Source organism: Rhizobium aethiopicum (genome assembly GCF_900094625.1).
GTDB classification, from domain to species: Bacteria; Pseudomonadota; Alphaproteobacteria; order Rhizobiales; family Rhizobiaceae; genus Rhizobium; species Rhizobium aethiopicum.
Genome location: NZ_FMAJ01000009.1, coordinates 21030 through 41158 on the forward strand (window position 1 = coordinate 21030; position 20129 = coordinate 41158).

The 20129-nt window shown below is 61.2% G+C and carries 15 protein-coding genes; 10 read left to right on the top strand and 5 right to left on the bottom strand.

The features are described 5' to 3' along the window. Positions 1-169: 169 nt before the first annotated feature. The 5 genes from topA to rpmG all read left to right on the top strand — a co-directional run bounded on the left by topA (position 170) and on the right by rpmG (position 7410). Positions 170-2824 carry a type I DNA topoisomerase gene (gene topA, locus GA0061105_RS19425; protein WP_092752297.1) on the top strand — a complete coding sequence of 885 codons (2655 nt, stop codon included), beginning with the start codon at positions 170-172 and terminating at the stop codon, positions 2822-2824. 1 nt (position 2825) lies between these two features. After that, complete coding sequence (gene rnr / locus GA0061105_RS19430; protein ID WP_092752299.1) at positions 2826-5198, top strand: ribonuclease R; 2373 nt, start codon at positions 2826-2828, stop codon at positions 5196-5198. Between the two features lie 66 nt (positions 5199-5264). Beyond that, a complete protein-coding gene (locus GA0061105_RS19435; protein WP_092752300.1) occupies positions 5265-5717 on the top strand; it encodes a DUF983 domain-containing protein in 453 nt (150 codons plus the stop codon). A 248-nt stretch (positions 5718-5965) separates the two neighbouring features. Further along, positions 5966-7150, top strand: a complete 1185-nt coding sequence (locus tag GA0061105_RS19440; protein ID WP_064692608.1) for an MFS transporter — start codon at positions 5966-5968, stop codon at positions 7148-7150. A 92-nt stretch (positions 7151-7242) separates the two neighbouring features. Continuing rightward, the gene (rpmG, locus tag GA0061105_RS19445; protein WP_003587245.1) at positions 7243-7410 is read left to right on the top strand and encodes a 50S ribosomal protein L33; all 168 of its coding nucleotides are present in this window, start codon (positions 7243-7245) and stop codon (positions 7408-7410) included. Between the two features lie 743 nt (positions 7411-8153). Here the strand turns inward: rpmG and GA0061105_RS19450 are convergent. Beyond that, complete coding sequence (locus tag GA0061105_RS19450; RefSeq protein WP_092752302.1) at positions 8154-9527, bottom strand: PleD family two-component system response regulator; 1374 nt, start codon at positions 9525-9527, stop codon at positions 8154-8156. Positions 9528-9545: 18 nt separating this feature from the next. Continuing rightward, positions 9546-9917, bottom strand: a complete 372-nt coding sequence (locus GA0061105_RS19455) for a response regulator (RefSeq protein WP_092752303.1) — start codon at positions 9915-9917, stop codon at positions 9546-9548. 133 nt (positions 9918-10050) lie between these two features. On the opposite strand from GA0061105_RS19455, the gene GA0061105_RS19460 reads away from it, so the two are divergent. Together GA0061105_RS19460 and GA0061105_RS19465 are read left to right on the top strand one after the other, a co-directional pair. Beyond that, the gene (locus tag GA0061105_RS19460) at positions 10051-10359 is read left to right on the top strand and encodes a DUF3572 domain-containing protein (protein WP_064692606.1); all 309 of its coding nucleotides are present in this window, start codon (positions 10051-10053) and stop codon (positions 10357-10359) included. 2 nt (positions 10360-10361) lie between these two features. Then, positions 10362-11030, top strand: coding sequence for a hypothetical protein (locus GA0061105_RS19465; protein WP_092752305.1), 669 nt, complete (start codon positions 10362-10364; stop codon positions 11028-11030). Here GA0061105_RS19465 and GA0061105_RS19470 read toward each other — a convergent pair. Continuing rightward, a complete protein-coding gene (locus tag GA0061105_RS19470) occupies positions 11005-11592 on the bottom strand; it encodes a GNAT family N-acetyltransferase (protein ID WP_092752307.1) in 588 nt (195 codons plus the stop codon). The genes GA0061105_RS19465 and GA0061105_RS19470 overlap by 26 nt on opposite strands. 76 nt (positions 11593-11668) lie before the next feature. On the opposite strand from GA0061105_RS19470, the gene GA0061105_RS19475 reads away from it, so the two are divergent. Both GA0061105_RS19475 and GA0061105_RS19480 read left to right on the top strand, forming a co-directional pair. Then, positions 11669-12961, top strand: a complete 1293-nt coding sequence (locus tag GA0061105_RS19475; RefSeq protein WP_092752515.1) for a DNA polymerase IV — start codon at positions 11669-11671, stop codon at positions 12959-12961. Between the two features lie 92 nt (positions 12962-13053). Further along, positions 13054-14298 (top strand): L,D-transpeptidase family protein, encoded by a 1245-nt coding sequence (locus GA0061105_RS19480; protein ID WP_092752309.1) that lies wholly within the window; start codon positions 13054-13056, stop codon positions 14296-14298. A 3-nt stretch (positions 14299-14301) separates the two neighbouring features. On the opposite strand, the gene GA0061105_RS19485 is transcribed toward GA0061105_RS19480, so the two are convergent. Beyond that, positions 14302-14733, bottom strand: a complete 432-nt coding sequence (locus tag GA0061105_RS19485) for a winged helix-turn-helix transcriptional regulator (RefSeq protein ID WP_092752311.1) — start codon at positions 14731-14733, stop codon at positions 14302-14304. A gap of 139 nt (positions 14734-14872) precedes the next feature. On the opposite strand from GA0061105_RS19485, the gene GA0061105_RS19490 reads away from it, so the two are divergent. Further along, on the top strand, positions 14873-16270 hold the full coding sequence (locus GA0061105_RS19490; protein ID WP_245304379.1) for an MFS transporter: 1398 nt from the start codon (positions 14873-14875) through the stop codon (positions 16268-16270). Between the two features lie 44 nt (positions 16271-16314). Here GA0061105_RS19490 and dnaE read toward each other — a convergent pair whose 3' ends face one another. After that, the gene (gene dnaE, locus GA0061105_RS19495; protein ID WP_092752313.1) at positions 16315-19812 is read right to left on the bottom strand and encodes a DNA polymerase III subunit alpha; all 3498 of its coding nucleotides are present in this window, start codon (positions 19810-19812) and stop codon (positions 16315-16317) included. Positions 19813-20129 lie beyond the last annotated feature (317 nt).

Consider the following 20129-nt stretch of genomic DNA (forward strand, 5'->3'; position numbering starts at 1 on the left):
CGTTTGACGTGCGATCCCTCTTCGATTGCACCGTACGCAAGAAGTAAAATTGTAGCAAACCCCTTGACCGCAACGATTTCCCTGTCCATGTCGGAGAGCCGGTATCCAGGTTACGCTGCATGTTGCGCTGGCTCCTGCGCCGGCGTGGCTGTTTTTTTAGAGAATCATGATGAATGTTGTAGTGGTGGAATCGCCTGCCAAGGCCAAGACGATCAACAAGTATCTGGGTTCGGGATACAAAGTGCTCGCCTCTTTCGGCCATGTGCGCGATCTGCCTGCCAAGGATGGCTCAGTTCTTCCCGATCAGGATTTCGAAATGCTCTGGGAGGTCGATGGCGCCTCGGCCAAGCGGATGAAGGACATTGCTGACGCGGTGAAATCCTCAGACGGGCTTTTCCTCGCGACCGACCCGGATCGCGAAGGCGAAGCGATTTCCTGGCACGTCCTCGACATGCTCAACAAGAAGCGGGTGTTGAACGGCAAGTCCGTCAAGCGCGTCGTTTTCAACGCCATCACCAAGAAGGCCGTGCTCGACGCGATGGCCGATCCGCGCGATATCGACGTGCCGCTGGTCGACGCCTATCTCGCGCGCCGCGCACTCGATTATCTTGTCGGTTTCAATCTATCACCCGTGCTGTGGCGCAAGCTGCCCGGCGCGCGTTCGGCCGGCCGCGTCCAATCGGTGGCGCTTCGTCTGGTCTGCGATCGCGAATCCGAGATCGAGCGCTTCATTTCGGAAGAATACTGGAATCTCTCCGCGCTTCTGAAGACACCGCGCGGCGACGAGTTCGAGGCAAGACTGGTCTCGGCGCATGGCAAGCGGCTGCCGCCGCGCGCGATTGGCAACGGCGAGGACGCAGGCCGCCTGAAGGCATTGCTCGAAGGCGCGAGCTATATTGTCGACACGGTCGAGGCGAAGCCGGTCAAGCGCAACCCCGGCCCTCCGTTCACGACCTCGACCTTGCAGCAGGCCGCCTCTTCCAATCTCGGCTTCTCCGCTTCGCGCACGATGCAGATCGCCCAGAAGCTCTATGAAGGCGTTGATATCGGCGGCGAGACGGTCGGTCTCATCACCTATATGCGAACCGACGGCGTGCAGATGGCGCCCGAGGCGATCGACGCGGCGCGGCGCGCCATCCTAGACCAGTTCGGCGACCGCTACCTGCCGGAGAAGGCGCGCTTCTACTCCACCAAGGCGAAGAACGCCCAGGAGGCGCACGAGGCGATCCGTCCGACCGATTTCTACCGCTCTCCTGACCGCGTGCGCAAATTCCTCGATGCCGACCAGATCCGGCTCTACGACCTGATCTGGAAGCGCGGCATCGCCAGTCAGATGGCGTCGGCCGAGATCGAGCGCACGACGGCTGAGATCACGGCCGACAACAAGGGCGAGAAGGCAGGCCTGCGCGCCGTCGGTTCGGTCATCCGCTTCGACGGCTTCATCGCCGCCTATACCGACCAGAAGGAAGACGGCGAGCAGAGCGACGACGGCGACGAGGATGGCCGCCTGCCGGAGATCAATGCGCGCGAGACGCTCGCCAAGCAGAAGATCAATTCGACCCAGCATTTCACCGAGCCGCCGCCGCGCTATTCGGAAGCCTCGCTGATCAAGAAGATGGAAGAGCTCGGCATCGGCCGTCCTTCGACCTATGCGGCGACGCTGGCAACGCTGCGCGACCGCGACTACGTCACGATCGACAAGCGCAAGCTGATCCCGCAGGCCAAGGGCCGGCTGGTGACGGCCTTCCTCGAAAGCTTCTTCACCAAATATGTCGAATACGACTTCACCGCCGACCTCGAAGAAAAGCTAGACCGGATTTCGGCCGGCGAGTTGAACTGGAAGCAGGTGCTGCGCGATTTCTGGAAGGATTTCTTCGCGCAGATCGAGGACACCAAGGAACTGCGCGTCACCAACGTGCTCGATTCGCTGAACGAGGCTTTGGCGCCGCTGGTCTTCCCGAAACGCGAAGATGGCAGCGATCCCAGGATCTGCCAGGTCTGCGGCACCGGCAACCTGTCGCTGAAGCTCGGCAAATATGGTGCCTTCGTCGGCTGCTCGAACTATCCGGAATGCAACTACACCCGCCAGCTTTCCTCCGAAAACGGCGGGGAAGCGGAAGGGGTCGCCCTCAACGAACCGAAGAACCTCGGCACCGATCCGACCACTGGTGAGGAACTGACGCTGCGTTCCGGCCGCTTTGGTCCTTATATCCAGCGCGGGGACGGCAAGGAGGCCAAGCGCGCTTCGCTGCCGAAGGGCTGGAAGCCTGAAGACATCGACTACGAGAGGGCGATGGCTCTGATCTCGCTACCGCGCGACATCGGCAAACATCCCGAAACCGGCAAGATGATCTCGTCGGGCATCGGCCGCTACGGGCCCTTCCTCCTGCATGACGGTTCCTATGCCAATCTGGAGACCGTCGAGGACGTCTTCTCCGTCGGCCTCAACCGAGCCGTGACTGTCATCGCGGAAAAGGCAAACAAGGCGCCAGGCCGCGGGGCGCGCGGAACGCCGGCGGCGCTGAAGACCCTCGGCGATCATCCCGATGGCGGCGCCATCACCGTTCGCGACGGCAAATACGGCCCCTATGTCAACTGGGGCAAGGTCAACGCCACCTTGCCAAAGGGCAAGGATCCGCAGGCGATCACCGTCGAGGAGGCGCTCGCGCTGGTCACCGAAAAGGCCGGCAAGGTCCCCGCCGGAAAGACGGCCAAGGCGAAAGCCAAGCCGAAGGCTGCGGCTGCCGAGGCCAAGAGCACCAAGACGGCGGCCAAGCCGAAGGCAACGAAGGCGAAAGCGCCCGCAAAATCGAAAAAGAGCTGACGTGAACAGGATACCGCGCGACAGAACGAACCCTGCGGGCAAGCGCCCGGGCAAGATCGGCCGCGCCGGCAAGGATGCTCCGGCCGTCGAGCCGCTGAACATCGTCCACGGCGCGCTGCCCTCGCGCGAGGTGATTCTGCGCTTCATCGCCGATCATCCGCAGAAGGCCTCCAAGCGCGAGCTCGCCAAAGCTTTCGGGCTGAAAGGCGACAGCCGCGTCGAGCTCAAGCATATGCTGCAGGAGCTCGAACAGGAAGGCATGCTGCAGAAGAGCCGCAAGTCGCTCATTCGTCCCGGTGCCCTTCCGCCCGTCACCGTTCTCGATATTACGACGCGCGACAAGGATGGCGACCTGATCGGCCGGCCGGCGGAGTGGCCGGAGGACCAGGGTGCGGCGCCTGCCGTCGCCATCCGCCAGCAATCGCCCGCAGGCCGCCAGGGCAAGGGCAAGGCGCCCGTCGCCGGCCTCGGCGACCGGATCCTGGCAAAAATCTTCCCGGCCGTCGATCGAGGCGGGCCGGCCTATACGGCGCGTATCATCAAGGTGATCGACAGGCGCCGCGGCGCCGCGATGGGCGTCTTCCGCACAGCACCCGGCGGCGGCGGGCGGCTGTTGCCGATCGAGCGGCGCGGCGAAGAGATGGTGATCGACCCGGATTTTACTGGCGGCGCCAAGGACGGCGACCTGGTCGAGATCGAAGTCGCTCGCCTGGGACGTTTCGGCCTGCCGCGCGCCAAGGTGCTTTCCGTCGTCGGCTCGGTCGGCTCGGAAAAGGCGATCTCGATGATCGCCATCCATGCGCACGGCATCCCGCATATCTTCCCGCCGGCCGTGATCGCCGAGGCGGAAGCCGCAAAACCGGCGACGATGTCGCATCGGGAGGACTGGCGCGACGTGCCGCTGATCACCATCGATCCGGCCGACGCCAAAGACCATGACGATGCTGTTTACGCCGAGCTGGACCCCTCGCCCGACAATCCCGGCGGCGTCCTCGTCACCGTCGCGATTGCCGACGTCTCCTGGTATGTCCGCCCCAAGTCGCCGCTCGACCGCGAGGCGCTGAAGCGCGGTAACTCGGTCTATTTTCCGGATCGCGTCGTGCCGATGCTGCCGGAGCGCATTTCCAACGATCTCTGCTCGCTGAAGGAAGGCGTGGACCGGCCGGCGCTTGCCGTGCGCATGAGGTTCTCGGCAGAAGGCCGCAAGATCGGCCACACGTTCCATCGCATCATGATGAAGAGTGCCGCGAAGCTTTCCTACCAACAGGCGCAGGCGGCGATCGACGGAAACCCGGACGACAAGACCGGACCGATGCTCGAGCCGATCCTGAAACCGCTCTGGCACGCCTATGGAGTGATGAAGCGCGGCCGCGACCGGCGCCAGCCGCTGGAACTCGACATGCCGGAGCGCAAGATCCTGCTGAAACCCGACGGCACGGTCGACCGGGTCTTCGTGCCGCCGCGGCTCGATGCCCACAAGCTGATCGAAGAGATGATGATCCAGGCGAATGTCTGCGCCGCCGAGACGCTCGAAAAGAAGCGCCAGCCGCTGGTCTATCGTATCCATGACGGCCCGACGCTTGCCAAGCAGGAGATCCTGCGCGAATTCCTGGCGACACTCGGCATCTCGCTCGCCAAGGGCGGCAATATGCGCGCCAACAGCTTCAACGGCATCCTAGCCAAGGCGGATGGCACGGCGCACCAGACCATGGTCAACGAGATGGTATTGCGCTCGCAGAGCCAGGCGATCTACAGCCCGGAGAATATCGGCCATTTCGGCCTCAACCTGATGAAATACGCCCACTTCACCTCCCCCATCCGCCGTTACGCCGATCTGATCGTGCATCGCGCGCTGGTCGGCTCACTCGGCTTCGGCGAAGGCGGCATCACGCCCGACGAAGAAGCCAGCCTTGACGATATCGCCGCCGAGATCTCGACCTTCGAGCGCCGGGCGATGGCGGCCGAACGCGAGACCATCGACCGGCTGATCGCCCATCATTTGAGCACCCGCGTCGGCGAGGAATTTGCCGGTCGCGTCTCCGGAGTTACGAAATCCGGGCTCTTTATCACCTTGCCGGACTATGGCGCTGACGGTTTCGTCCCTATGTCTACGCTTGGCACCGATTATTTCATCTATGACGAGGCGCATCAGGCGCTCTCGGGTGAAAAGACGGGCCTCGGCTACCGCCTCGGCGACAGCGTCACGGTGAAGCTTGCCGAAGCAATCCCGCTTGCCGGCGCGCTGCGTTTCGAAATGCTGAGCGAAGGACGCGAGATGCCGGCGGCGGTGCGCTCCTTCCACAAGGCCGGCCGCCGCGACAGGGGCCAGGTCCGGAAGAAACCGGGGACGCGGCCGCCCCGCGGACGCCGCTAGGCGCTGTGCCGAAAGCAGCAATCGTCCGCGGGAACTCCATGCTTTCGGCCTGAAAGGAAAGATGCGATGAGCACACCGACCGACCCGGTCGTCCGCTACGGAGGTACGCCGGAAAACGAGCGTCCGCTCGGGCGTTCCATCATGCGTGGGCTGCTGAACCGGTGCCCGGCTTGCGGCAGCGGCAAGCTCTTTCGCGCCTTCCTGAAGCCTGTCGACCATTGCGCCGCCTGCGGCGAAGCGATGCATCACCATCGCTCCGATGACCTGCCGCCCTATATCGTCATCCTCGTCCTCGGCCACGTCCTCGTCGGCGGCTTTATGCTGACCGACATGACTTTCGTGCTGCCGGTATGGGTCCATCTTGCCATCTGGGCGCCGATCACCGTCATCACAGCACTTGCCTCGATCCAGCCGATCAAGGGCGGCGTCATCGGCCTGCAATGGGCGCTGCGTATGCATGGCTTCGGCGGAGAGAGCGACAGTCCCGATGATTACGAGCTTCCCCACCGGCCGGATTGAGCGCCTTCACCTTCCAGACATATTTGGCGTGTAGTGCCAGCCCTCCACCGACCACCACCGACACGCGGGAGTCGACGATCCTCAACGACTTGACATGGTAAGCTTTTCTTGTCTGAACAGGCTTTACATTCCGCAGATCACATCGGAAATACTGCGAAACGCTGCTCGTCACCTGGATTTGGCACGTCTGTGTCCTTCTATGTGAGGCGAGAGGTCGATTCGCTCGCGCAGCTTCTAAGGATGGATAAATGTCTCAGCCGAGAAACGGCACACCAGGCGATATCGAAGAAATTCATTGGCCTTCCCTGGTGGCAGCCGTCTCGTCCATTTCAGCCGTCGGCATAGCAATCGGCCTCGGCCTCCCCCTCCTCAGCATCATCCTCGAAAAACGCGGCATCTCTTCCACCCTGATCGGCCTCAACACGGCGATGGCTGGAATCGCGGCGATGGCAGCGGCACCCATCACCACCAAGCTCGCCCATAAATACGGCGTTGCCCCGACGATGCTCTGGGCCGTGCTGATATCGGCGCTGAGCGCGCTCGGCTTCTACTACGCCGAGGATTTCTGGATGTGGTTTCCGCTGCGTTTCGCCTTCCATGGCGCGACGACTACGTTGTTCATTCTCTCCGAGTTCTGGATTAACGCCGCCTCGCCGCCTTCCAAACGCGGCTTCGTGCTCGGCATCTATGCGACGGTGCTTTCGCTCGGCTTTGCGGCCGGACCGCTGCTCTTTTCGCTGCTTGGCAGCGACGGCATCTTCCCCTTCCTGATCGGCGCCGGCGCCATCCTGCTTGCCGCCATTCCGATTTTCATCGCTCGCGACGAAAGCCCGATACTCGAGGAAAAGCCGGAGCTGCATTTCATGCGCTACGTCTTCCTGGTGCCGACGGCGACGGCGGCCGTTTTCATTTTCGGCGCGGTCGAAGCGGGCGGGCTGTCGCTTTTCCCGGTCTTTGCCGTACGCGCCCATTTCACCGAATCGCAGGCAGCACTTCTGCTCACCATGATGGGCGTCGGCAACGTCATCTTCCAGATTCCGCTCGGCCTGCTCTCGGACCGCATCCGCGACAAGCGGCCGCTTCTGGCCGGGATGGCGCTGATGGGCTTTATCGGCTCGATGATGCTGCCGGTGCTGATCGACAACTGGCTGCTGATGGCCGGGCTCCTGCTCTTCTGGGGCGGTTGCGTCTCCGGCCTCTATACGGTCGGCCTCAGCCATCTAGGCTCGCGGCTGACGGGCTCCGATCTTGCGGCCGCCAATGCCGCGTTCGTCTTCTGTTATGCGATGGGAACCGTGGCCGGGCCGCAAGCGATCGGCGCCGCGATCGATGTCGCCGGAAATAATGGTTTCGCCTGGGCAATCGCGGCTTTCTTCGGTTTCTACGCGCTACTTTCCGGCATCAGATTGATGTTCATTCGAAAACGGACTTGACTTTTCGGGCGGGATTCGTAGTTTCGCGCCAGAATTTGCCGTGGAGCCCATCCGGCTTCCACGGCTTTCATTTTCTTAAAGGCAGGACGACCATGGCCAAGGCTACAACAATCAAGATCAAGCTGCTGTCGACAGCCGACACCGGTTTCTTCTACGTCACGACGAAGAACAGCCGTACGATGACGGACAAGATGACGAAGACGAAGTATGACCCGATTGCTAAGAAGCATGTCGAGTTCAAGGAAACCAAGATCAAGTGATCGCTTGATATCTGGGGTTTCGAAAAAGCGCGCGCCTACGGGTCGCGCGTTTTTTTTGCCGGGATTGGCCTCTTCGCGATGATAGCGCAAATAGAAAACGCCGCCCTTCCATCTTCGGGAAGTGACGGCGTTTTCTTGAAAGGGGGTCGGCCAGCATGCAAAACGGCACGAGGAACCGCTATAGCTTGCCTACCAGCCGACCAACCCCACGACCCAGGAGATGCGGCGGACCTGAGCATCATGGGGTATGGACAACTCCTCTGCGGGAGCGCTTCTCTTATGAGCCGATAATTTGCGCAGAAATGAAAGAAAATCAACAAATTCTTAATGATGAATTTTCCGAGCTTGATTCTATGGTTAAAAGTGCAGTTTTGTAACATATAAAGATTTGAAGCCTGTGCTTGATGGCTAAGCCTGATGACGGCACCTCGGAAGAAATTCGATACTATAACTTAATAACTTAAGCCGGCCCTCCCCTTACGTGAGGTGATGCCGCCGTCCTCTATTGGATCCTGTTGGCGGCGGGCATTTTTTATAGTCTCCATTTCATCGTGAGCTAGGCGCCTTGCATTTCGGAGACTGTCGCGCTGCACCATATCCACAGCAACGCCAGAGTCCATTTTTGGGCTACCAGGTCGCAAAATTTCAGGCTGCGCCGCACGGGCGAAGATTAAAAATCGGTAACAATTCGCTTACGGCAGTGGAAAACCCCAAATGGCGTGCATGGCGCCCAAAGTGATTCGTCAGGCAGCTGCTGCGACCACGCGATTGCGCCCGGTATTCTTGGCCTCGTACAGAGCAAGATCGGCCTGTTTCATCAGCTGGTCCGGGGTCAGCACCGCGCCTATGCGCGAGGCGATTCCGAAGGAAGCGGTCACATTCAAGGCTTCACCGGAGCGCTTCAGCATGAAAGGAGCGCTTTCGACCGCGGCGCGCAGGCGCTCGGCGACAGCGGCGGCGACTTCAGGCGAGGTGTCCGGCATCACCACGACGAATTCCTCCCCGCCGTAACGACAGGCGAGATCGGCGCCGCGGATGGTCGAGCGGACGCGGTTTGCGAATTCGCGCAGTACTTCGTCGCCGCCATCATGGCCGTAAGTGTCGTTCACCTGCTTGAAACGGTCGATATCGGTGATCAACACCGAAAGCGGCCGGCCGCGCGCCATTGACCGGTTGAAGAGCACGTTCAGGTGATTGTCGAGATAACGCCTATTGTAGAGGCCGGTCAGCGGATCGGTCACGGCAAGCTCGATCGTCTGCTTGACGCTGGCGCGCAGCCGATCGTTGTAGCGCTTGCGACGGATCTGCGTCAGGCTGCGAGCGACGAGCTCGTTGGGATCGACGGGACGGATGATGTAATCGTTGACGCCGAGATCGAGCGCCCGGACGACCATGTCGTCGGCGCCCTGCTCGGTAATGATCAGGATCGGCAAGAAGCGTGTGCGCTCCAGCGAGCGCAGTTGCGAGCAGAGGCGAAGCGGATCGTAATCGTCGAAATTGGCGTTGACGATGACGAGGTCGAACGGGTGCTCGGCTGCCTCGAAGAGGGCCGCCTGCGGGTCGGAGAGGGCATGCACATCGGCGACGGGCTTCAGCGCCCTGACGATACGCTCTTGCGAATTGGCACGGCCATCAACCAGCAGAACCTGGCCGGCCTCGTCGCCACGGCCTTCGCCTGTCCGCATGAGATCGCCCATGCCCATGGTATGAGCAGTGTCGGCGCGGATGCGCAGCTCATCGCTTAACGTCTTCAGCCGCAGCAGGCTCTTCACCCGCGAGATCAGCTGCAGATCGTTGACCGGCTTGGTGAGAAAATCGTCGGCGCCGGCCTTCAGACCACGTACACGATCGGCCGGCTGGTCGAGTGCGGTGACCATGACGACGGGAATATGGGCGCTCTTCTGACTAGCCTTCAGCCGCTCGCAGACCTCGAAGCCATCGATACCGTGCATCATGATGTCGAGCAGGATTAGATCGACCTGGTTGCGTTCGCAGATCGCCAGCGCTTCGTAACCGTCGGCGGCTGTCATCACGTCGAAATACTCCGCAAGCAGCCGCGCTTCAAGCAGCTTCACGTTGGCTGGAATATCGTCAACCACCAGTATTCGCGCAGTCATAAACGTCTTTCCGATGCGTCAGGCATCGCCCAGATAGGTCTTGATCGTCTCGATGAATCTCGGAACCGAAATAGGTTTGGAAACATAGGCCTCGCAGCCGCCCTGACGGATCCGCTCCTCATCGCCCTTCATCGCGAACGCCGTGACGGCGATGACGGGAATGACGTGCAGCTCGTCATCTTCCTTCAGCCATTTCGTGACTTCGAGGCCGGAGACCTCGGGAAGCTGGATATCCATGAGGATGAGGTCGGGACGATGCTTGCGCGCCAGATCGAGCGCTTCCATGCCGTTTCTCGTCTGGATCGTGGTATAGCCGGACGCCTCGATGAGGTCGCGAAAGAGCTTCATGTTGAGCTCGTTATCTTCTACAATCATCACCTGTTTGGGCATGACAAGCTGTCCCTACGTCCGTGCGCGCAGCGGTTCGTCCCATGAGAAAGGCACATGCGGATGAATAGCTCCGTGAAACCGATAGCGCACGCTAGCGGTATTTGGTTGAAGAAAAGGTAACTTACCCCTCGAAATGCAAAGCAACTTCAAGACTTCGAAACCACAGGCGGTCGACCCGCACGAGACGGCCATCGCCGTACTCGGCTGGCTTGCCGCAGATCCCGACATGTTCGGCCGCTTCCTCGCAATCACCGGCGTGGCGCCCGCCCAGGTGCGCAACGCAGTCAACGATCCGGGTTTCCTTTCAGGCATGATGGACTTCCTGATGAACCACGAACCGACGGCGATGGCCTTCTGTACCGCGAGCGGCCTCAGTCCGGAGACGGTGACCGCCGCCTGGCGGCATTTCTCCTCGCCGGGGCTCGATTCGGGAGAATACTGAGGGTGCGCGAGCTCGACATTTCGCACATCCGCCTCGGCGAACGGCCGTTGATCGTCTGCGACGTCGACGACGTCGTGCTGCGATTCATCGACCCTTTTCAGCTTTTTCTTCAAAGCCTGGGTCACGAGTTCCTGCCGCGATCGTTCCGGCTTCACGGCAACATCGTCTCGAAAGCGGACGGCACGGAGATCGAGGGTCAACAGGTCGGCCGGCTGATCGACGATTTTTTCGAAGCGCAGGAACTGTGGCAGACGCCGATCGACCGCGTCGTCGAAACGCTCGGCCGGCTTTCGCAGGCGGCCGATATCCTCTTTCTGACGGCGATGCCGCCACGGTTCCAGGATCAGCGTCGCCGCCTGCTGGACAGCGCCGGCCTGCTCTTTCCGCTGCTTGCCAGCGAGCAACCCAAGGGGCCGATCGTCCACGCACTGCATGCAAGCCGCTCCTTTCCTGTCGCCTTTATAGACGATATGGCGCACAATCTGCATTCCGTCAGGGATCACGTCGCTGATTGCCTGCTCATTCACCTGATGCCGGACTCACCTGTCCATCGTTTCGCGCCCGCAGCCGCCGACGACATCACCCGCGCCACCGACTGGGCGCATGCCGCCGCGCTGATCGAGGCGCATTTCCTTTCCGGCACGTTCAGTCGCGCAGTTCCAGCCGCATGAGCGGCCGGCCGTCCTTGCGGCTGGCAATCGTCTCGAAACCGGCAGCGTCGAAGATCGCCGTCGAGCCGATGCAGAGCGTCACGGATTTCGACTGCTTCACATGATCGATCGGACAGGCTTCGAGCCGCCGCGCGCCCTGACGCCGCGCATGGTCGATCGCGCCCGAAAGCAGGCGATGGCTCAGTCCCTTGCCGCGCAGCCTGGGCAGCAGGAAAAAGCAGCTCACGGCCCAGATAGAGGGATCGTTCGCATCGCCCTCCTCCAGCGGCCGCGATACGGTGCGTGGCGAATTGAACTGCGGCACGTCGTGGCGCGGGCCGACCTGCACCCAGGCGACCGGCTCATCGCCGGCATAACAGAGAATGCCCGGTGGCGGGCCTGCCTTGATCCGATCTCGGATGTGCGCCTTGCGCTCATCGGCCGCCATCTCGGTCCTTACCGCAGGCGGCAGGCGCAGTGCCACACACCAGCAATTATAGAAAGCTCCTGATGGGCCGAACAGGGTTTCGAAGTCGCTCCAGCGCTCCGACGTCACCGGCTCGAAACGAAGATCGTTATCCAAAGGCAAAGCTCCCGCCCTCTCTTGTGACTCGCAAGCTTAAGGCGTAATGTCCCGACGTTCAATCTTTGTTCTCATCATGACACCCACACCCGACAAGACACCCGGCTTCTGTCGCGACTGCCTTGCCGAGCAGAAGGGCGAAGCGCGCCGTTGCCTATCCTGCGGCAGTCCGCGCGTGGTGCGTCATCGCGAGCTCTATGCATTAACGCTTGCGCATATCGATTGTGACGCCTTCTACGCAGCCGTCGAGAAGCGCGACAATCCCGAACTTGCCGACAAGCCCGTCATCATCGGCGGTGGCAAACGCGGTGTGGTCTCCACTGCCTGCTATATCGCCCGCATCCACGGCGTGCGTTCGGCGATGCCGATGTTCAAGGCGCTGGAGGCATGTCCTCAGGCCGTCGTCATCCGCCCTGACATGGAGAAATATGTGCGGGTCGGGCGCCAGGTGCGCGGGCTGATGCAGGATCTGACGCCGCTGGTGCAGCCGCTGTCGATCGACGAAGCCTTCCTGGAACTTGGCGGCACCGAGAGGTTGCATCACGACCCGCCGGCGCGCACGCTCGCCAAGTTCGCCCGCCGCATCGAGCACGAGATCGGCATTACCGTCTCCGTCGGGCTTTCCTACTGCAAATTCCTCGCCAAGGTCGCTTCCGACCTGCAGAAGCCGCGTGGCTTTTCCGTCATCGGCCGTGAGGAAGCGGTCGAATTCCTGGCACCGCGTCCCGTCACCACCATCTGGGGTGTCGGCAAGGCCTTTGCCGCGACGCTGGAGGCAGACGGTATCCGCACCATCGGTCAGCTGCAGCAGATGGAGGAGAACGACCTGATGCGCCGCTACGGCAGCATCGGCCAACGGCTCGCCCGGCTATCGCGCGGCGTCGACGATCGCGAGGTGCATCTCAACGATGCGGCCAAGAGCGTTTCCGCCGAAACGACCTTCTTCGAGGACATCTCGCGCTACGACGATCTGGTGCCGATCTTGCGCAATCTTTCGGAAAAGGTTTCCTGGCGCCTGAAGAAGGGCGACATAGCCGGCCGGACCGTAGTGCTGAAGATGAAGAGCGCCGACTTCAAGACACGCACCCGCAACCGCAAGCTCGAGGACCCGACCCAGCTTGTCGACAGGATCTTCCGCATCGGGCTCGAGCTTCTCGAAAAGGAGACGGACGGCACGAAATTCCGGCTGATCGGCATCGGCGTCACCGATCTCGGCGACCCTGCGCGAGCCGATCCGCCCGATCTCATCGACCGGCAATCGAGCCGGCGAGCCGCCGCCGAAGCGGCGATGGACAAGCTGCGCGACAAGTTCGGCAAGAAGACGGTGGAGACCGGGTATACGTTCGGCAGCACCAAGCGCGATCACTAAGGCGTGAGGCGGATCTGTCGCCAGACCCATAAAATCTTCCTTAAACTTCGTCCCATAATGTGCCGAACCAGTATTGCGTATGGTTGGGTATCATGTTCTCGCGTCTCGTCTTCGGCCTCGGCTTGCTGTCGGCCACCGCACTCGTGCACCCTGCTTTTGCGACGGATGCACGCACCCTGCAGATCTTCGTCTCGAAGAACAAGCAGTCGCTTGTGGTTTATGACGGCACCGAGGTCGTCGCAACCTCGAAGGTCTCGACCGGCAAGGACGGCCACACGACGCCGAGCGGCATCTTCTCCGTCATCGAGAAGCAGAGGTACCACGAATCCAATCTCTATTCGAACGCGCCGATGCCTTTCATGCAGCGACTGACATGGTCCGGCATCGCGCTGCACGAATCAAATTCGGTGCCGCGCTATCCGGCCTCGCATGGCTGCGTGCGCATGCCCGGCGCCTTCGCCAAGATGCTCTATGGCATGACCGAGGCCGGTATCCCCGTCATTATCAGCGATGGCGAACTGGCGCCGCAGCCGATCGACCATCCCAATCTTTTCCAGCCGGATTCGCCGGCGATGCCGCTACTTTCGGATGTCGAGCTGCGGCCCTCGATCCTCAACAGTTCCGAGACCCCTGTACAGGTAGCGATGAACGACACGGCTGCAATGCCGTTGCCGGTTGCAGCCCCGGCAGCTGCGGTGCCGTCCGAGCCGATCGCCATACTCATTACACGCCGGACACTGCGCGAGACGGTGATCGATATCCAGGTCCTTCTCAACCAGCTCGGCTTTTCCGCCGGCGATCCGGACGGCTTGCTCGGCCCAACGACCGTGCAGGCGATCAGGGCTTTCAAGGCGCTGCGGCCAACGGAATTTGCCGATGACAGGAGCCTGATCTCCGACACCCTGCTCAAATCGGTCTATGCGGCGGCCGGCAGGGGTGAGCCGCCGAACGGCGTCATCATGGTGCGACAGTCCTTCAAGCCGATATTCGAGGCGCCGGTCACGATCGCCGATCCGAGCCTGGCGCTCGGCACGCATCTCCTGACGCTGCATGCGATTGATGCGACCGCCGGCACGGCGGGCTGGCTTGGAGTGACGCTCACGAACATTCTCTCCCGCGAGACGATGAAGCGGCTCGGCATCACCAATCAGGAAAGCTCGATCATCAGCGGCCGGCCTATCGCCAAGGCGCTCAGTCGAATCTCGATTCCGGACGAAACCCGTCACCGGATCGACGCGTTGATTTCTCCCGGCTCGACTTTGACAATCTCGGATACGGGCATCGGCTCCGAAACAGGCGAAGGTACCGAATTCATTACCGTCACCCGCGAGAGCTGAGACCTACCAAAGCTTCTCGCCGGCGCGCTCGTCGTAGCTTCGGCGGGCGGCAATAATCTTTGCCTGGTTCGCCTCCGTCCAGACGACGAGCGCCTTGATCGTATCGTGCAGCGTGCAGCCCAGATCCGTCAACGCGTAATCGACCCTTGGCGGCACCACTGGATAAACCGTCCGCTCGATTAGACCGTCACGCTCGAGCTGACGCAACGTCGTCGTCAGCATGCGCTGGCTGATGCCATCAATACTTTTGCGCAGTTCGGTAAAGCGGAGGGTGCGCTTTTCGAGCAGTGCAATGACCAGCAGCGACCATTTGTCGGCAATGCGATCGAGGATCTGACGCACCTCGCATCCCTCCCGCGCGTCCCACTGGTGGATGTCGTAATCGCGCTCGGTGCTGCAGCAGTCACTCGGTGAGTTTGAAGTGCCTTCTTCCATGGGTTCGAACCATGCCCTATGTCAGCCATGGTTACAATAGGGAACCGAGGATCAATATGTAACCATGCTCGTTGTTCCCTCACGGATAAGGAACTTCATGATGTCTACAAGTCCTCCCTTGACAGCAGAGAGCGCAAGAATGGGCGCCGGAACTGCCGGTATGCTAACGGTGCTCTGCGGCGCGATCTTTCTCGAAGGCGTCGATGCGGCCATGCTCAATATCGCCCTGCCCTCGATCCGGGCCGAACTCGGCCTTTCGACGACAACGTTGAGCGCCGTTGTCTCGGCCTATGTGCTTGCCTATGCCGGCCTGATGCTGCTCGGAGGGCGAGTCGCCGATATGTACGGCAAGCGCAAGGTCTTTTTGACGGCTCTCACGATATTCCTGCTGTTTTCTGGTCTCGGCGGTTTTGCGACGGAGGGCTGGATGCTGCTGGCGGCTCGCTTCGTTACAGGTGCGGCAGCTGCCTTCATGACACCGGCTGGCCTTGCTCTTATCAACGGCAACTTTCCAGAGGGACCGCAGCGCAACAAGGCCGTGCTGATCTATGCCGGCACAGCCTCGGCCGGCTTCTCGCTTGGTCTTGTCATTGGAGGGCTTCTCTCAGCCGTCGGCTGGCGCTGGGTGTTCTTCGCACCGGTCATCTTCTCCGCTATCCTGCTGCTGGCCGGCATGAAGCTGATCGTAGAGAAGAAGGAAGACGCCGCCCAGCGACAAAAATTCGACATTGCGGGCGCGCTGACGTTGACCGGCGCCATGTTGCTTGCCGCCTATGCGCTGACACGGATGGAAAACGCGGCCAACGATCTGACTTGGACGATCGCGGCAGCAGGGGCGAGCATGGTGTTCTGGTTCGCCTTCGCTTTCATTGAACGCAAGTCGCGCGCGCCGCTGATAAGGCTCGGGATTTTCCGATCTGCCGTTCTTGTGCGATCCAATCTCGGGGCGATGCTCTTTACCGGCGCCTTCTTCGGTTTCCAGTTCGTCGTCTCGCTTTATCTGCAGGAGCTACTGGGCTGGTCTTCCTTCGAAACCAGCCTCGCACTTATCGTTATCGGCATGGATGCCATTCTGGCTCCGCTGCTCACACCCCTGCTCGTCGAACGCTTTGGCAACGGACGCGTCGTACTTGGCGGCTTTGCTTTCGCCATCGCCGGCTACGCGCTCTTCCTCGGCATGGGCCTCGACTGGACCTATGCGGCCATGTTGCCGTCAATGGTTCTGCTCGGCCTCTCCTTCTCGCTAGGCTATGGGCCGCTGACGATCATCGCGACGGAAGGTATTGCCGAAGACGAACAGGGGCTGGCAAGCGGCCTAGTGAACACCTCATTCCAGTTCGGTGCAGCCTTGGGCCTGTCCGCCGTCAGCGCCGTCGGCACGCTTGCCCTCGGCGATGGTGACAGCCCGTCCGAACGGCTGGAGGCGCTACGGACCGCCCTGATGGTGCCGGTCGGAGCGACGCTGATCGGCATGGTCATCATGGGCTTCGGCAGAGGCCGCTGTGCGGACGCGTCATGCCGGCTACAGGCCGGCTGAAAAGCATGGACAGGCAGCCGGGCTTCTCCCGGTTGCCCTGTTCGTTAGACAAGTTCGACATCGACGACGCCGGGGGCGGCGCGAAGGGCGGCCGCGATCTCGGGCGTGATGCGGTATTTTTCCGGCAGCGCCACTTCCACCTCGCGCTTCCCCTCCTCCTTGATGACAATGAAGGATACGAGGCCGTCGCCCTTGGCGTTCAGATGGCCGGCTACCATTTTCAGCGGCCCGGAGTCGCGGACATAGACGCGTAGCGCCTTCTGCATCTGCAGCGATTTTTCCTCGAGCGACTGGATCGTCTGGATGCGGAGGCCGATGCCCTCCGGCCTCTCTTCGCCGGTCGCGGTCAGCAGGAAGGATTTTCCGGACTCAAGCATGTCGCGATATTGATTCAGCATCTCCGAAAACAAAACAGCCTCGAACTGGCCCGACGAGTCGGAAAAGACGATGATGCCCATCTTGTTGCCGGTGCGGGTCTTGCGCTCCTGCTTCGAGATGACGGTGCCGGCAAGGCGCGCATTGGCAGCCCCCTGCTTGATCGCCGCGGAGAACTCGGCAAAGGTCTGCACGCGCATCTTCTGCAGAATGTTGTTGTAGGAATCGAGCGGGTGGGCCGTGAGATAGAAGCCCAGCACCTGGAATTCCTTGAGCAGCCGCTCCGAAGCCAGCCAGGGTGAATGGGGCGGCAAGGAGATCTTCTCCGGACCTGACGTCAAGGTACTGCCGAAAATATCCGATTGACCGCTCAGCTTGTTTTCCTGGGCGCGCTGGGCATAACCGAGGATACGGTCGAGGCCGGCGGCAAGCTGGGCGCGGTCCGTGCCGAAACAATCGAAGGCGCCGGCATAGATCAGGCTTTCGAGCACGCGGCGGTTCACCTGGCGCGGATCGATCCGCAGGCAGAAATCCTCGATGCTGGCAAAAGGCTTGTCGCCGCGCACTTCGACGATGTGGTCGACGGCGGATTCGCCAACGCCCTTCAAAGCGGCGAGCGCATAATAGATGCGGCTGTCGCCGGTCTCAAAATGGCGGAATGAGGTCTGCACCGACGGCGCGATCACCTCAATGCCCAAGCGCTTGGCATCCTGACGGAAATCATTGACCTTTTCGGTGTTGGACATGTCGAGCGTCATCGAAGCGGCGAGGAATTCGACCGGAAAATGCGCCTTCATATAGGCCGTCTGGTAGGAGACGATGGCGTAGGCGGCGGCGTGCGACTTGTTGAAGCCGTAATTGGCGAACTTCGCCAAGAGTTCGAAGATATTGTCGGCCTGCGGCTTCGAGACGCCGTTCTTGACGGCGCCGACGACGAAGCGTTCGCGCTGCTGGTCCATCTCCGCCTTGATCTTCTTGCCCATGGCGCGGCGCAGAAGGTCCGCTTCGCCAAGCGAATAGCCGGACAGCACCTGGGCGATCTGCATCACCTGTTCCTGGTAGACGATGACGCCCTGCGTTTCCTTGAGCAGGTGGTCGATCATCGGATGGATCGATTCCAGCTCTTCATCGCCGTGCTTGCGGGCATTGTAGGTCGGGATATTCTCCATCGGGCCCGGGCGGTAGAGGGCGACCAGCGCGATGATGTCCTCGATGCAGTCCGGCTTCATGCCGATCAGCGCCTTGCGCATGCCGGCACTTTCCACCTGGAACACACCGACCGTCTCGCCGCGCGACAGCATCTCGTAGGTCAGTTTGTCGTCGAGAGGAATGGCGGCGAGATCGACGTTGATGCCGCGCTTGGCGACGAAATCGACCGCGACCTTCAGCACGGTCAGCGTCTTCAGGCCGAGAAAGTCAAATTTGACGAGACCGGCCTGCTCCACCCACTTCATGTTGAACTGGGTAACCGGCATGTCGGAGCGCGGATCGCGATACATCGGCACCAGCTTGGACAGCGGCCGGTCGCCAATGACGATGCCGGCGGCATGCGTCGAGGCATGGCGGTAAAGCCCCTCGATCTTCTGGGCGATGTCGAGCAGGCGCGCCACCACCGGTTCCTTCGCCGCTTCCTCCTGCAGCTTCGGCTCCTCCTCGATCGCCTTGGAGAGCGGAGTCGGATTGGCCGGATTGTTCGGCACGAGTTTGCAGATCTTGTCGACCTGGCCATAAGGCATTTCCAACACGCGGCCGACGTCGCGAAGGGCGGCGCGCGCCTGCAGCGAACCGAAGGTGATGATTTGCGCCACCTGCTCGCGACCATATTTGGCCTGGACGTAGCGGATCACCTCTTCGCGGCGATCCTGGCAGAAGTCGATGTCGAAGTCCGGCATCGAGACGCGTTCGGGATTGAGGAAGCGTTCGAAGAGCAGCGAGAAGCGCAGCGGGTCGACGTCGGTGATCGTCAATGCATAGGCGACCAGCGAACCGGCGCCCGAACCGCGGCCCGGACCGACTGGAATATCATGCTGCTTGGCCCATTTGATGAAGTCGGCAACAATCAGGAAGTAACCGGGAAAGCGCATGCGCTCGATGACGCTGAGCTCGAATTCCAGCCGCTCGCGGTAATCCTTCTCCTCGTAACCCGGCGACATGCCGAGTGTGGCAAGCCGCATGTCCAACCCCTCGACCGCCTGGCGGCGCAGTTCGCCCGCCTCGGCGCGTTCGGCCTCCTCGGCATCATCGGTAGCGCCCGTGAAGCGCGGCAGGATCGGCTTTCGGGTCTTCAACACGAAGGAGCAGCGCCTGGCGATCTCGATCGTATTCTCAAGCGCTTCCGGCAGGTCGGCGAAGAGCTTGGCCATCTCGGCCCGGCTCTTCAGATAATGATCCGGCGTCAGGCGAAAGCGGCTGTCGTCGGAGACGATGGCGTTGTGGGCGACCGCCATCAGCGCGTCATGGGCGTCGTAATCGTCGCGGGTCGGAAAGAAGGCTTCGTTGGTGGCGACCAGCGGAAGATCGTGGGCATAGGCAAGCCCGACGATCTTTTGCTCATGCCGCTTGTCGTAGGTGCCGTGCCGCTGCAACTCGACATAGAGCCTGTCGCCGAAGAGACGCTTCAACATGAGCAGCCGTGCTTCCGCCTGGGCGGAATGGCCTTCCCTGACAGCCGCGTCGACCGGGCCGGTCAGGGCGCCGGTCAAGGCGATCAGCCCCTCCGTGCCTGCCTCTTCCAGCCAGGAGGCTCTGATATGAATGGCCTGGTTGCTTTCGCCGCCGAGATAGGCGCGGCTGACGAGGTCGACCAGCTTTTCGTAACCGGCCTCCGTCGCGGCGAGAAGGACGATCGACGGCAGCTTGATCAGCGCCTGCTGGCCGCCGCGTTTTTCCGTTTCCAGCCCATCTTCCATATCAATCGAGAGCTGGCAGCCGATGATCGGCTGCAGGCCCTCGTCCATTGCTTTTTGCGAGAATTCAAGGGCGACGAAAAGGTTGTTAGTGTCGGTAATGGCAATCGCCGGCTGACTGTCGCCGGTGGCTTTATAGAGGATCTTCTTGAGAGGCAGCGCGCCCTCGAGAAGCGAATAGGCGGAGTGGACCCTCAGGTGGATGAAGCCCGGTGTGCCGCCGGTCACCGCACCCATTGAACCCTTTTCCGTCTCCGCCATGATATGCCTTCCCAACACCCGAAATGAATCGGACGCATTGTCGGCATTGAGGGCAATGATGTCCAGAAGAAGTCCTGCGTCCCAACCGCATGACTGACATGCGGTCCCCTGAAATCTTTAGATCGCGATGACGATAAGTGAAAAGCTGGCAACGAACATTGCGATGGAGGTGAATGCTGCGATATCACGGATCATGTCAGTCATCTGGCTCTCCTTTACTCGTTATGTTTTTAGTTTGTTCGATCTATGTTCTAGTGTCAACAGGAATCTTTTCCTCCGCGCTTGCGTTTGAAAAATGCTGGCGCGTGCTGCCGAAT